Source organism: Pseudomonas sp. Irchel s3f19, assembly GCF_900187555.1.
Lineage (GTDB): Bacteria > Pseudomonadota > Gammaproteobacteria > Pseudomonadales > Pseudomonadaceae > Aquipseudomonas > Aquipseudomonas capeferrum.
On the sequence record NZ_FYDW01000003.1, the window covers coordinates 511,514 to 525,077 of the forward strand.

General features: G+C 63.2%; 14 protein-coding genes. 11 read left to right on the forward strand and 3 right to left on the reverse strand.

Annotated elements, in window-relative coordinates:
- Window positions 1-63 precede the first annotated feature (63 nt).
- The 7 genes from prfB to CKW22_RS10290 all read left to right on the forward strand — a co-directional run bounded on the left by prfB (window position 64) and on the right by CKW22_RS10290 (window position 6,690).
- Window positions 64-1,159, forward strand: a protein-coding gene (gene prfB / locus CKW22_RS10260) for a peptide chain release factor 2 (RefSeq protein ID WP_143500723.1) whose coding sequence is annotated in 2 segments (ribosomal slippage) — window positions 64-135 and window positions 137-1,159 — 1,095 coding nt in all. Because the reading frame shifts where the segments join, the coding sequence is not laid out codon by codon here.
- Window positions 1,160-1,231: 72 nt separating this feature from the next.
- Complete coding sequence (gene lysS, locus CKW22_RS10265) at window positions 1,232-2,734, forward strand: lysine--tRNA ligase (RefSeq protein ID WP_033700926.1); 1,503 nt, start codon at window positions 1,232-1,234, stop codon at window positions 2,732-2,734.
- 143 nt (window positions 2,735-2,877) lie between these two features.
- Window positions 2,878-3,582 (forward strand): TetR/AcrR family transcriptional regulator, encoded by a 705-nt coding sequence (locus CKW22_RS10270; protein ID WP_095064155.1) that lies wholly within the window; start codon window positions 2,878-2,880, stop codon window positions 3,580-3,582.
- A 30-nt stretch (window positions 3,583-3,612) separates the two neighbouring features.
- Window positions 3,613-4,161 (forward strand): lipoprotein, encoded by a 549-nt coding sequence (locus tag CKW22_RS10275; protein ID WP_033700924.1) that lies wholly within the window; start codon window positions 3,613-3,615, stop codon window positions 4,159-4,161.
- A gap of 33 nt (window positions 4,162-4,194) precedes the next feature.
- Window positions 4,195-5,472, forward strand: coding sequence for a flavohemoglobin expression-modulating QEGLA motif protein (locus CKW22_RS10280; RefSeq protein ID WP_033700922.1), 1,278 nt, complete (start codon window positions 4,195-4,197; stop codon window positions 5,470-5,472).
- Window positions 5,444-6,367, forward strand: coding sequence for an alpha/beta hydrolase (locus CKW22_RS10285; RefSeq protein WP_095064080.1), 924 nt, complete (start codon window positions 5,444-5,446; stop codon window positions 6,365-6,367). The genes CKW22_RS10280 and CKW22_RS10285 overlap by 29 nt, the downstream gene beginning before the upstream one ends.
- Window positions 6,364-6,690, forward strand: a complete 327-nt coding sequence (locus tag CKW22_RS10290; protein WP_033700920.1) for a hypothetical protein — start codon at window positions 6,364-6,366, stop codon at window positions 6,688-6,690. The genes CKW22_RS10285 and CKW22_RS10290 overlap by 4 nt, the downstream gene beginning before the upstream one ends.
- 94 nt (window positions 6,691-6,784) lie before the next feature.
- Here the strand turns inward: CKW22_RS10290 and CKW22_RS10295 are convergent, their stop codons facing one another.
- The 3 genes from CKW22_RS10295 to CKW22_RS10305 form a co-directional block, all read right to left on the reverse strand.
- Entirely contained in the window at window positions 6,785-7,573 is a 789-nt protein-coding gene (locus CKW22_RS10295; RefSeq protein WP_033700919.1) for an OmpA family protein, read from the reverse strand.
- Window positions 7,574-7,623: 50 nt separating this feature from the next.
- Window positions 7,624-8,037, reverse strand: a complete 414-nt coding sequence (locus tag CKW22_RS10300; RefSeq protein WP_027595759.1) for a DUF4398 domain-containing protein — start codon at window positions 8,035-8,037, stop codon at window positions 7,624-7,626.
- Window positions 8,038-8,310: 273 nt separating this feature from the next.
- Complete coding sequence (locus tag CKW22_RS10305; protein WP_033701512.1) at window positions 8,311-8,655, reverse strand: pilin assembly protein; 345 nt, start codon at window positions 8,653-8,655, stop codon at window positions 8,311-8,313.
- 181 nt (window positions 8,656-8,836) lie between these two features.
- On the opposite strand from CKW22_RS10305, the gene ppc reads away from it, so the two are divergent.
- From ppc to CKW22_RS10325, 4 genes are all read left to right on the forward strand, one after another.
- The gene (gene ppc, locus CKW22_RS10310; protein WP_095064081.1) at window positions 8,837-11,464 is read left to right on the forward strand and encodes a phosphoenolpyruvate carboxylase; all 2,628 of its coding nucleotides are present in this window, start codon (window positions 8,837-8,839) and stop codon (window positions 11,462-11,464) included.
- A 257-nt stretch (window positions 11,465-11,721) separates the two neighbouring features.
- Window positions 11,722-12,372, forward strand: coding sequence for an adenylate kinase (adk, locus tag CKW22_RS10315; protein WP_033700916.1), 651 nt, complete (start codon window positions 11,722-11,724; stop codon window positions 12,370-12,372).
- An 86-nt stretch (window positions 12,373-12,458) separates the two neighbouring features.
- On the forward strand, window positions 12,459-13,133 hold the full coding sequence (gene tsaB / locus CKW22_RS10320; protein ID WP_033700915.1) for a tRNA (adenosine(37)-N6)-threonylcarbamoyltransferase complex dimerization subunit type 1 TsaB: 675 nt from the start codon (window positions 12,459-12,461) through the stop codon (window positions 13,131-13,133).
- Window positions 13,134-13,264: 131 nt separating this feature from the next.
- Window positions 13,265-13,561, forward strand: coding sequence for a hypothetical protein (locus CKW22_RS10325; protein ID WP_033700914.1), 297 nt, complete (start codon window positions 13,265-13,267; stop codon window positions 13,559-13,561).
- Window positions 13,562-13,564: the final 3 nt, after the last annotated feature.

Below are 13,564 nucleotides of genomic sequence, written 5' to 3' on the forward strand. Positions count from 1 at the left end.
CCCCGCGTCTGACTCAGTTATACTCGCAGGCTTTTCACCGAATTCGCACGAGAGCCTCCCCCCATGGAAATCCAACCGATCCTGAACACCATCAAGGACCTCACCGAGCGTTCCCAGTCCATTCGGGGGTATCTTTGACTACGATCACAAGCATGACCGCCTGATCGAAGTCAACCGCGAGCTGGAAGACCCCAGCGTCTGGAACAAGCCCGAGTACGCCCAGGAACTGGGCCGTGAGCTTGCGTCGCTGAAAACCATCGTCGGTACACTGGATGAACTCGCCGGTGGCCTGAGCGATTGCCGCGACCTGCTGGACATGGCCGTCGAAGAGAACGACGAAGGCGCCGTCGACGACGTGGTCGCCGAGCTGCAGCGCCTGGAAGAATCCCTCGCTCAGCTGGAATTCCGCCGCATGTTCAGCGGCGAGATGGACATGAACAACGCTTACCTGGACATCCAGGCCGGTTCCGGCGGCACCGAAGCCCAGGACTGGGCCAACATCCTGCTGCGCATGTACCTGCGCTGGGCGGACAAGCGCGGCTTCGATGCCACCATCATGGAACTGTCCGAAGGTGAAGTCGCCGGCATCAAGGGCGCTACCGTGCACATCAAGGGCGAATACGCCTTCGGCTGGCTGCGTACCGAAATAGGCGTACACCGCCTGGTGCGCAAGAGCCCGTTCGACTCCGGCGCTCGTCGCCACACCTCGTTCTCGGCCGTGTTCGTATCGCCTGAAATCGACGACAAGGTCGAGATCGAGATCAACCCGTCCGACCTGCGCATCGACACCTACCGCTCCTCCGGTGCCGGTGGTCAGCACGTCAACACCACCGACTCGGCGGTGCGTATCACCCACGTGCCGACCAACACCGTGGTCAGCTGCCAGAACGAACGCTCCCAGCACGCCAACAAAGACACCGCCATGAAAATGCTGCGGGCCAAGTTGTACGAGCTGGAAATGCAGAAGCGCAGCGCCGCTTCCCAAGCCCTGGAAGACAGCAAGTCGGACATCGGTTGGGGCCACCAGATCCGCTCGTACGTGCTCGACGCGTCGCGGATCAAGGACCTGCGCACCAACGTTGAGCGCAGCGACTGCAACAAGGTGCTCGACGGCGACATCGATGAATACCTCGAAGCCAGCCTGAAACAGGGCCTGTAAGCTTCACTCCTGCTGAGAAGACCCTCGCCTGCGGGCGAGGGCAATGAATTCCCTGATGGAAGATGTGACCACATGAGCGACCTCAATAGCGCACCGCAAGACCTGCAACAGGAAGAAAACGCCCTGATCGCCCTGCGCAAGGAAAAACTTGCCGCAGAGCGCGCCAAGGGCAATGCCTTCCCCAATGACTTCCGTCGCGACAGCTACTGCAACGACCTGCAGAAGCAGTACGCCGACAAGACCAAGGAAGAACTGGAAGCTGCAGCGATTCCGGTCAAGGTTGCCGGGCGCATCATGCTCAACCGTGGCTCGTTCATGGTCATCCAGGACATGACCGGCCGTATCCAGGTCTACGTCAACCGCAAGACCCTGCCAGAAGAAACCCTGGCCGCCGTCAAGACCTGGGACCTGGGCGACATCATCAGCGCCGAAGGCACCCTGGCCCGTTCCGGCAAGGGCGACCTGTACGTCGAGATGACCAACGTGCGCCTGCTGACCAAGTCGCTGCGCCCGCTGCCCGACAAGCACCACGGCCTGACCGACACCGAACAGCGCTACCGTCAGCGTTACGTCGACCTGATGGTCAACGAAGAAACCCGCCACACCTTCCGCGTTCGCTCGCAGGTGATCTCGCACATTCGCAAGTTCCTGATCGAGCGCGACTTCCTCGAAGTCGAAACGCCGATGCTGCAGACCATCCCCGGCGGCGCCGCGGCCAAGCCGTTCGAAACCCACCACAACGCCCTGGACATGGCCATGTTCCTGCGCATCGCGCCGGAGCTGTACCTCAAGCGCCTGGTGGTCGGTGGTTTCGAGAAAGTCTTCGAGATCAATCGCAACTTCCGTAACGAAGGCGTTTCAACCCGGCATAACCCCGAGTTCACCATGCTCGAGTTCTACCAGGCCTACGCCGACTACAACGACAACATGGACCTCACCGAGGAACTGTTCCGCGAGCTGGCGCAGCTGGTGCTGGGCAGCACCGACGTACCGTACGGCGACAAGGTGTTCCACTTTGGCGAGCCGTTCGTGCGCCTGTCGGTGTTCGACTCGATCCTCAAGTACAACCCCGAGCTGACCGCCGCCGACCTGCAGGACGTCGACAAGGCCCGTGACATCGCCAAGAAAGCCGGTGCCAAGGTGCTCGGCCATGAAGGCCTGGGCAAGTTGCAGGTGATGATTTTCGAAGAGCTGGTCGAGCACAAACTGGAGCAGCCGCACTTCATTACCGAATACCCGTTCGAAGTCTCGCCGCTGGCCCGTCGCAACGACGACAACCCGGCCGTGACCGACCGCTTCGAGCTGTTCATCGGTGGCCGCGAGATCGCCAACGCCTACTCCGAGCTCAACGATGCCGAAGACCAGGCCGAGCGCTTCCTGGCCCAGGTGGCCGAGAAAGATGCCGGTGACGACGAAGCCATGCACTACGATGCCGACTTCGTCCGTGCCCTGGAGTACGGCATGCCGCCGACCGCCGGTGAAGGCATCGGCATCGACCGCCTGGTGATGCTGCTGACCAACTCGCCGTCGATTCGCGATGTGATCCTGTTCCCACATATGCGTCCGCAGGCCTGAGTGATCTGAGAAAGCCGCCTCTAGGGGCGGCTTTTTCGTGCCTGAAGCTTTATGTTGTCAGTGCGCGCTTTTTCGCGGGTAAACCTGCGCAAGGGCCGTCGCAGCCAGCACACCGTTCGTGAGGTAACCCCGTGTCCCCCGTAATCGCCCCGCAAGGCGCCGCCGGCATCGCCACCGCCGTCGCCGAAAGCGTGCAATACCAAGGCCGCAAGACTGCCCGCCAAGGCAGCGAGCAGCGCCGCCAACTGATCCTCGACGCCGCCATGCGCATCGTCGTGCGCGATGGTGTACGTGGTGTGCGCCACCGCGCGGTGGCCGCCGAGGCGGGTGTGCCATTGTCGGCCACCACCTATTACTTCAAGGACATCGAGGACCTGCTCACCGATACCTTCGCCCAGTACGTCGAGCGCAGCGCCGCCTACATGGCCAAGCTCTGGGCCAACACTGAGGTAGTGCTGCGCCAGATGCTGGCCCAGGGTGATGGCAGCCCGCAGGCGAGGGCGCGGCTGGCCGACGAAGTGGCGCGCATGACCGCTGACTATGTGTCCCGCCAGTTGCTCAATCGCCGCGACTTCCTCATGGCTGAGCAGGCGTTCCGCCAGGAGGCGCTGCTGTGCCCACGTCTGGCCGAACTGGTGTGCGCCCACGAGCAGATCCTTCTGCACGGTACCCGACAGTTGCTGCAGGTGGTCGGGTCGCGGCAACCGGAACAGGACGCCCAGATGTTGACGGCGATTATCGAGCAGATGGAATATCAGGGCCTGCTCAAGGATGCGAATGCGCAAGCCGATGGGCAGATGCTCGCTATGCTTACCCGTTACCTGCACCTGGTGTTGGCATCGGCCTGAGCACAGACCTGAATTTTCAAGGAGAACCTGATGAAAGCCTGGCGTGTGGTGTTGTTGACTCTGTCATTCCTGCTGCTAGGCGGTTGTCTGGTGACCTTTCACGAGCCGTTGCCGAGCAACCAGGCCGCGCCCAAGGCTCTGCTCGGCAAATGGAGCAGCAAGGACGCCTGGGGCGAGCCGCTGAAACTTGCGATCAGCCGCAGTGGCGGCGATGCCTACAAGGCCGTGGCCACGGCCAAGGGCAAGGCCCCCGAAGCGTATGTGTTCACCGTGTCGCGCCACGGCAATCGCTGGTACCTCTCGGCCGGCGTGCCCAAGCGCCTGGGCGGTAATTTCCTGATTGGCGGTTTCGAAGTCATCGATGGCAAGGAACTGGTGGTGTACAACCTCGATGTCGAGCAGGTGCAGCAGGCTGTCGAGAAGAAAGAACTGACTGGGCGCAGCACCGAGGTGCCGGAAGACAATGGTGAGGGCGTGCTGATCGACAGCCCATCGGCGCGGGTGCTGGCCTATCTGGACGACCCGGCCAACTCCGACCTGTTCGTCGAGGTGGCGCGCTTCCAGCGCAGCGGCAAGTAGTTGCCTGTAGTGCCCTCTAGCAAGGAGTCCTCAGTGGACGAGTACCAACAGACCATCCGTGCACTGTCCGACCGCATCGTCGCGGCGCAGACCCCCATTCGTGTGCTCGATGCAGTGAAGTGGGACGACAACATCCGCCACGGCTTCCTCAAGGCCAAGGGCAAAGAGCCACCTGCCGTAGACCGCGCCTATTACCAGTCGCGCCCGTTGTCGTTCGACTCCAGTGCGGTCAAGGCCGAATTCCAGAGCATCGAGCGCGACATCACCCGCCGGCTGGGCCAGTTCAACCCGGTCGGGCAGATCATGCGGCGCATGTGCAAGGAGTACCGCATGGTGGTGCGCATGCTCGAGGCGCGTGGCACCGAAGACTTCGGGCTGATCTCGCAGGAGCTCTACGGCGCCGCCTCCGACGCCTTCCATGCTGGTGACCCGACCCTGGCCGACCTGGGCCTGATGCTTTCGGACTACCTGAACAATATCGATGGCCGTGGTGACCTCAAGGACGAGCCGAAGAACCTGACCGCCAAGGAGGCCGTGGACATCCTCCAGCGCCGCCTGAACAAGGTGTTCGGCGAGGCCGAAGAAACTATCCGTGTGTTCGAGTCCGACGGCATCGTCGCCGACGCAGCGGCAGGGGCCGACTACATCAAGGTGCGCGCCGACGCCATGTTCAACAGCCGCGACGTGCGTGCGCTGGAGGTGCATGAGGGACTGGTGCATGTCGGCACCACGCTCAACGGCCTCAACCAGCCGATCTGCACCTTCCTGGCCAAAGGGCCACCCTCGTCGACGGTGACCCAGGAAGGGCTGGCGATTCTCATGGAGGTGATTGCCTTCGCCTCTTACCCCAGCCGCCTGCGCAAGCTCACCAACCGCACGCGCGCCATCCACATGGTCGAGGAAGGCGCCGATTTCCTTCAGGTATTCGAGTTTTTCCGCGCCCAGGGCTTTGAAATGGCGCAGAGCTACAGCAACGCCAGCCGGGTGTTCCGCGGCTCGGTGCCCAATGGGCTGCCATTCACCAAGGACTTGTCCTACCTCAAGGGCTTCATCATGGTTTACAACTACATTCAGTTGGCCGTGAAGAAGGGCAAGCTCGAGCAGATCCCGCTGCTGTTCTGTGGCAAGACCACCCTGGAAGACATGCGCACCCTGCGCCAACTGGTCGAGGAAGGGCTGGTGGAACCGCCCAAGTACTTGCCCGAACAGTTCCGTGACCTCAACGCGCTGTCGGCCTGGATGTGCTTCTCCAACTTCCTCAACCACCTGAGCCTGGATCGCATTGAAGCCGACTACGCGAACATTCTCTGAGCGCTGCCGCCTGCTGGTACTCGGTGTGCTCCTGCTGGGCCTGAGCGGGTGCAGCAGCCTGCTGTTCTACCCCGAGCCGGGCCAACCGTTCACGCCGGAACGGGCCAAGCTGGAATACCGTGACGTTACTCTGACCACCGCCGACGGTTTGCGCCTGCATGGCTGGTGGCTGCCGGCCAAGGCCGGTGTCGAGGTCAAGGGCACGGTGTTGCACCTGCATGGCAACGGCGGCAACCTGGCCGGCCATCTGGGGGGCAGCTACTGGTTGCCGGAGCAGGGTTACCAGGTACTGATGGTCGACTACCGGGGTTATGGGCTGTCTCAGGGCAAACCGGGTTTGCCGGAGGTCTACCAGGACATTGCGGCGGCCATGGGCTGGCTGGACCAGGCGCCCGAGGTCAAGGGCAAGCCACTGGTGCTGCTGGGGCAGAGCCTGGGCGGCGCCATGGCCATCCACTACCTGGCGGCCCACCCCGAGCAGCGCCAGCGCTTCAGCGCACTGGTGTTCGATGGCGTGCCGGCCAGCTACCGTGCGGTCGGGCGGTTTGCCCTGAGTACGTCGTGGATGACCTGGCCGTTGCAGGTGCCGCTGTCGTGGCTGGTGCCCGACGGTGACAGTGCGATCCGTTCGGTCGAGCGCCTGGACGGCCCGCCGAAGCTGTTCTTCCACAGTATCGACGACCACCTGGTGCCGATGGATAACGGCATCCGCCTGTACCAGCACGCGCCACCGCCGCGGGTACTGCAACTGACCCGTGGTGGCCATGTGCAGACCTTCGCCGACCCGGTGTGGCGCCAGGTGATGCTGCGCTTTCTGGACGACCCGAGTCATTTCAACGGCCTGCGGCGGCTTGCCGAAGTGCCCAATTACCCTGACGAGAAGAACAAGCAATGAGTGAAGAACGCAACGCCATCCCGCTGATCCTGACCGGCGTCGGCAGCATCATCGTGACGGTGGGGGCCCTCTGGTACTACGGTTACCTGCATTTCGCCAAGCCTGAAGACGCCCTGTTGCTGCAGGATTTCACCATGCTCAAGACCCTGCCAGGCGAGGATTACAAAGTCTCGCTCGACCCGGCGCCACAGGTGGCCCAGTGCGTGGACGGTGTGCTGGTGCTGTTCGATACCCAACAGAAAGGCCTGACCGGCGTGCTGGTCGACGACCGCAAGCGTGCGGTGCGTTGCATGGGCGAGGACACACCGCAGCAGGTGCAGTGAGCTGCAATCTGCGTTGCTGCACCTGACCTTTCGCGGGCAGACCAATGAAAAACCCCGCCATCAAGGCGGGGTTTTTTCTTTCAACTAGCCAGCCTTACTGCGCCTGGCTCACCGAGCGCGGTGCCACCGGCTGGTTGTCGTTGGAGATGGTCACCTCTACCCGACGGTTCTGTGCACGGCCCGAGTTGCTGCCGTTGTCAGCCACCGGGTACTCCTTGCCGTAGCCCTGAGCGACGATGCGTGCTGGGTCTACGCCTGCACGTACCAGCGCCATGCGCACGGCAGCGGCGCGGCGCTCGGAGAGGGTCTGGTTGTAGTTGGCCGAACCGACGCTGTCGGTGTAGCCCTCTACGATCACCTTGCGCTCCGGGTTTTCCTGAAGGAACTGGGCCAGTTTGGTCACGTTGGGGTAGGCGTTGCTCTTGAGCACGGCCTTGTTGAAGTCGAACAGCACGTCGCCGAAGGTGACCAGCGTACCGCGGTCGGTCTGCTTGGCATTGAGGCTGTCCTGCAGCTTGGCGATCTGCGCATCGCGGGCATCCAGTTTGGCCTGGGCGCGTTGGGCGGAGGCGTTTTTCAGTTCGCCTTCGGCGGTGCGCAGGGCGATGGTCTGCTTGGCGACCTCGACCCGCTGGTTGGTCAGATAGGCGAGTTGGTCGACCTTTTTCTGGTCCTCGCGATCCATGTAGGCCTTGTCGGCCTTGTTCAGCCAGTCCTGGGCATCCTTGGTTTCCAGCGCCGCGACCTTGCTCGACTGCGGGTCGCTCTGCAGCGCGGAGAAGTTGGTGCGGGCCGATTCAAGGTTGGCGTTCGGGTCGTGCGAGCAGGCAGCAAGACCGACGCTCAGGGCCAGCAGGGCGGGAATCATGACGTGTTTGCGCATAGTGTTCATCCTTTGATCGAGTGCGAAGGCTAAGGGAAGTCGGGCAGGGCTCACTGAGCGCTGCGCAGGCCTTCCTCACGTACGTCCTGAACGCCCTGGCGGGCATCCTGCACGGCCTTCTGGGCCTTGGCCGCCTGAGCCTTGCGTTCGGCGAGGCGGGCGTCCCATTCGGCTTGTTCGGCCAGACGCTTGGCGTCGTCGTACTTCTTGTCATGCATGGCGATTTCAGCCTGCTTGAACTTGTCCTGGGCCGCTTTCATTTCAACGGCGGCGAACTCGGTACCGCCGGCACTGACGGCAGAGTTCACGGCGGACTGGGTAACGGCATACTGCTCGGTGGGCGGGTTGCCCGCACAGCCGGCCAGGACCAGGCTACTGCCCAGGGCCAGCGCGGCCAGCTTGAACCCGCGCACATGAGTGGATGAGGGTTTGAAAGTGCGGGTCTTCATGGTGGTCAGCTCCATTGGATCACTCCTGATAACGACGATGTCCGTAGCAGTCCATCGCTTATTCCCTGACAGTTGCCGTGTACTTCAGCTGAACGGTGCACGAGGGCAGTGTGCAGGGTTTTAGCGTGATGGCTATTTGCTCGGACTCGGGCGTTTTTCGAATAGTTCAGAAAAAAGTGCCGTTGACGGATAACTTTTTCTGACTGATTGGTCAGTGAGGTTTGCCTGGAACTTTCAGCGCCATGGGCGGTATTCCGGGCCTTGCAGGCCCGGAACAGGGGGGGGTGGTTATGTTTCGCTGTCGTCAGCAGTGCTGCTGAGTTCATGCAGGTGACGGCGAGACAACGACAGGAAACGCGGGGTAGGGCCGATGTCTTCGAACAGTGGGTCACCTTCTTCATCGGTGGCGATAACCTGGCGCCCCTGTACATAAGGGAAGCTGGCTTCCAGTTCCTCAAGGGCTGCCGCCACCAGTTCGCCGAGCAGTTCTTCGGCGGTACGTTTGGGGTACATGTCGATCAGCGCGGCCAGGCGCGCCTCCGACTCCAGGTCCAGATGCAGTACATGGCCGGTACGGCTCAGGGTACCTGCGGCATTCTGTTCCCAGTGCTGGGCGAGTTCACGGATTTTCATGATGACCTCTGTCAACGCCTCGAAAGGCTGCATTGCATCGGAGTGCTCTGCTTGCACTTTAGTTTGCTTTGCCGATCGCGGCTTGGCTGGGGCGCTTGCCATCGACGCTTGGCTGTGGGCACTCTTGGCCCAGTGCTGTTTCCTGAACGAGTGCGCCAAGGCTGCGCCACAGAGAGGGCCAATGACCGATATCGATGTGCGTTTGCGTGAAGATGTCCATGTGTTGGGGGAGTTGCTCGGCGAAACCATTCGTCAGCAGCACGGGGATGCGTTTTTGCAGAAGATCGAAGCCATTCGTCACAGCGCCAAGGCCGACCGCCGGGTGGCTGGCGAGCAATTGAGCTCGACCCTGGCGGACCTGGCCGATGAAGACTTGCTGCCAGTGGCCCGGGCGTTCAACCAGTTTCTCAACCTGGCCAACATGGCCGAGCAGTACCAGTTGATCCGCCGTCGCGATGCCGACCAGCCAGAGCCGTTCGAAGCACGGGTGCTGCCCGAGCTGCTGGCACGCCTGAAGCAGGCCGGGCATGGCAACGACGCCTTGGCCCGGCAGTTGGCCAAGCTGGATATCCAGCTGGTGCTGACGGCCCACCCCACCGAGGTCGCGCGGCGCACCTTGATCCAGAAGTACGATGCCATCGCCGCTCAGTTGGCAGCCCAGGACCATCGCGACCTGACCCCTGGTGAGCGCCAGCAGGTGCGCGAGCGCCTGCGCCGGCTGATCGCCGAAGCCTGGCACACCGAAGAGATCCGCCGTACCCGGCCCACCCCGGTGGACGAGGCCAAGTGGGGCTTCGCGGTGATCGAGCATTCCTTGTGGCAGGCCATCCCCAACCACCTGCGCAAGGTCGACAAGGCGCTGCACGATGCCACCGGCCTGCGCCTGCCGCTGGAGGCCGCACCGATCCGCTTTGCCTCCTGGATGGGCGGCGACCGCGACGGCAACCCCAATGTCACGGCCGCAGTCACCCGCGAAGTGCTGTTGCTGGCGCGCTGGATGGCGGCCGACCTGTTCCTGCGCGATATCGACGCCTTGGCTGCAGAATTGTCCATGCAACACGCCAGCAGCGCGCTGCGTGAGCGGGTCGGCGACAGCGCCGAACCTTACCGCGCCGTGCTCAAGCAATTGCGTGAGCGCCTGCGGGCGACCCGCGCCTGGGCGCATGCCGCCTTGACCAGCAGCCCGCCCGCCGGTGCCGAAGTGCTGGTGGACAACCGCGACCTGATCGCGCCGCTGGAGCTGTGCTATCAATCGCTGCATGAATGCGGCATGGGCGTGATCGCCGAAGGGCCGCTGCTCGACTGCCTGCGCCGTGCCGTGACCTTTGGCCTGTACCTGGGTCGCCTGGACGTGCGCCAGGACGCTGCCCGGCACCGCGATGCCCTGACCGAGATCACCGATTACCTGGGTTTGGGGCGCTACGCCGACTGGGATGAAGAGCAACGTATCGCGTTCCTCCTGGCCGAACTGAAAAACCGCCGGCCGCTGCTGCCGGCGCACTTCCAGCCCCAGGCGGAAACCGCCGAGGTGCTGGCCACCTGCCGGGAAATTGCGGCGGCGCCGGCCGCCTCGTTGGGCTCCTATGTCATCTCCATGGCCGGTGCCGCGTCGGATGTGCTGGCGGTGCAACTGCTGCTCAAGGAAGCCGGGCTGACCCGCCCGATGCGCGTGGTACCGCTGTTCGAGACCTTGGCCGACTTGGACAACGCCGGCCCGGTGATGCAGCGCCTGCTCGGCCTGCCGGGCTATCGCGCCGGCCTGCGCGGCCCGCAGGAAGTGATGATCGGCTATTCCGACTCCGCCAAGGACGCCGGCACCACGGCAGCCGCCTGGGCACAGTACCGGGCCCAGGAAAACCTGGTGCGCATCTGCCGCGAGCATCAAGTCGAGTTGTTGTTGTTCCACGGCCGTGGCGGCACCGTTGGCCGTGGCGGCGGCCCGGCGCACGCGGCGATCCTGTCGCAGCCACCGGGCTCGGTGGCTGGGCGGTTCCGCACCACCGAGCAGGGCGAGATGATCCGCTTCAAGTTCGGTTTGCCCGGCATCGCCGAACAAAACCTCAACCTGTACCTGGCGGCCGTGCTGGAAGCCACCTTGTTACCGCCACCCCCGCCGCAGCCTGCCTGGCGTGAGGTGATGGACCAACTGGCTGCTGACGGGGTGCAGGCGTATCGCAGCGTGGTGCGCGACAACCCCGATTTTGTCGAGTATTTCCGCCAGTCGACGCCGGAGCAGGAGTTGGGGCGCCTGCCTTTGGGCAGCCGCCCGGCCAAGCGCCGCGCCGGCGGCATCGAGAGCCTGCGAGCCATCCCGTGGATCTTCGGCTGGACCCAGACGCGCCTGATGCTGCCAGCCTGGCTGGGCTGGGAAACCGCTTTGAACAATGCCTTGCAACGCGGCCAGGGCGAACTGTTGGCGCAGATGCGCGAACAATGGCCGTTCTTCCGCACCCGGATCGACATGCTGGAGATGGTGCTGGCCAAGGCCGATGCACAAATCGCAGAGGCCTACGACGAACGTCTGGTGCAACCGGAGTTGCTTCCTTTAGGTGTGCGCCTGCGCGACCTATTGTCGCAGTCCTGCCAGGTGGTACTGGGCTTGACCGGGCAGCCGGTGCTACTGGCGCACAGCCCCGAGACCCTGGAATTCATCAGCCTGCGCAACACTTACCTGGACCCGCTGCACCGTCTTCAGGCCGAGCTGCTGGCGCGCTCGCGCAGGCGCGAAGCCGCTCTGGACAGCCCGCTGGAGCAGGCCTTGCTGGTCACCGTGGCGGGCATTGCCGCGGGCCTGCGCAATACCGGCTGAGGCCGCCTCTGGTTTGCCAGGCGCAGGTGTAAGGAGGGAGGCCATCAGGAATGGGGAGGGCGGTTGCGCTGAGCGCAACCGCTTGCCGGGCAGGTCGCAAGTGGCGCATTCCTGCAACTTTGGGACGCTTGTCTGGCTGCCGGGCGCTGTGTATCTTGAGCAGCCTTCTGACCGATTTATGGTCATACCCGATTTTCCGGACTTGGCCCTGGTTGCCGAATCCATTGAATTTCATAAAAAAATTTGAGGAGCACGAGATGCGCGTAATTCTGCTGGGAGCTCCCGGGGCCGGTAAAGGTACTCAGGCAAAGTTCATCACCGAAAAGTTCGGTATTCCACAGATCTCCACCGGTGACATGCTGCGTGCCGCCGTCAAGGCCGGTACCCCGCTGGGCCTGGAACTGAAGAAAGTCATGGATGCCGGCCAACTGGTCTCCGACGATCTGATCATCAGCCTGGTAAAGGAGCGCATCGCCCAGCCGGATTGCGCCAACGGCTGCCTGTTCGACGGCTTCCCACGGACCATTCCGCAGGCTGAAGCCATGGTCGCCGCCGGTGTCGACATCGACGCCGTGGTCGAAATCGCCGTTGACGATGAAGAAATCGTTGGCCGTATGGCCGGTCGCCGTGTGCACCTGGCCTCGGGCCGCACCTACCACATTCAGTACAACCCGCCGAAAGTGGCAGGCAAGGACGACGTGACCGGCGAAGACCTGATCCAGCGCGACGACGACAAGGAAGAAACCGTGCGTCATCGCCTGTCGGTCTACCACACCCAGACCAAGCCGCTGGTCGAGTTCTACCAGAAGCTGTCGGCTGCAAATGCTGGCAAGCCGAAGTACAGCCACATCGAAGGTGTCGGTTCGGTCGACGCCATCACCGCCAAGGTACTGGCAGCCCTGAGCTGATCCATCGCCTTGCATCACAACGGCCCGCTTGCGGGCCGTTGTCGTTTATACTGGCGCTCTTTTCCCTGCACCTGGAAACCCGTTCGATGACCACCCTGCTGGCCCTGGATACCGCCACCGAAGCCTGTTCCGTCGCCTTGTTGCATGACGGCAAGGTAACCAGCCATTACGAGGTGATCCCACGTCAGCACGCGCAGAAGTTGCTGCCGATGATCAAACAGCTGCTGGCTGACTCGGGGGTGGCCTTGAATGCGCTGGATGCCATCGCGTTCGGCCGTGGCCCGGGGGCCTTCACCGGCGTGCGGATCGCCATCGGTGTGGTCCAGGGCCTGGCGTTCGCCCTCGAGCGCCCGGTACTGCCGGTGTCCAACCTGGCCGCGCTGGCGCAAGGTGCGTTGCGCGAGCAGGGTGCGCAGCACGTGGCGGCCGCCATCGATGCGCGCATGGACGAGGTGTACTGGGGCTGCTACCAGGCCAGCGCCGGCGAAATGCGCCTGGTCGGCCAGGAAGCGGTACTGCCGCCCGAGCGCGTGGCGCTGCCCGACGCCAGCACCGCCGAGTGGTTCGGTGCCGGTACCGGTTGGGGCTATGCCGAGCGCCTGGCTGTGCACGTCGCCGCCAGCAATGCGGCGGCGTTGCCCAATGCCCTGGATATCCTCAGCCTGGCCAGCTTTGCCTGGGCGCGCGGCGAGGCGATCGGCGCCGAGCAGGCGCAACCTGTGTACTTGCGCGATAATGTAGCGACACCCAAGAAGCGCTGAGTGTTGTTCGTCGGTTATCGCCGATGACGCTAAAACCTTTCTCGCGAACTGTGGTCCAGTTATCACTCAAGCATTAGCGACGTAACTCTGATGCTGCTAAATTGCCATCATCGGTTCTGAGTGTTCACGCCATGCGTATCGACGGTTTCTCATCGCAGTCCTACCCGATCAAGCGCACACCGCGCAAAGCGTCGGTGCGCGATGAGGCCATCGAAGATGCCGACGTCATCGACAGCGGCGAGCAGGGTGAGCTGGCCCAGGAGGCGGCCATTCGCCGTCGCAGCGGTGGCCTGCCAGCCCGTCAGCAAGACATGATCTTCCCTCGCGCCCGTGACCGGCGTACCGCCACTGCGTTGGCGAGCTACCTGAGCACGGCCGGTTTTACCGATTGGGACATGGAAGTACTGGGGCTCGACCTGTACATTTGAGGG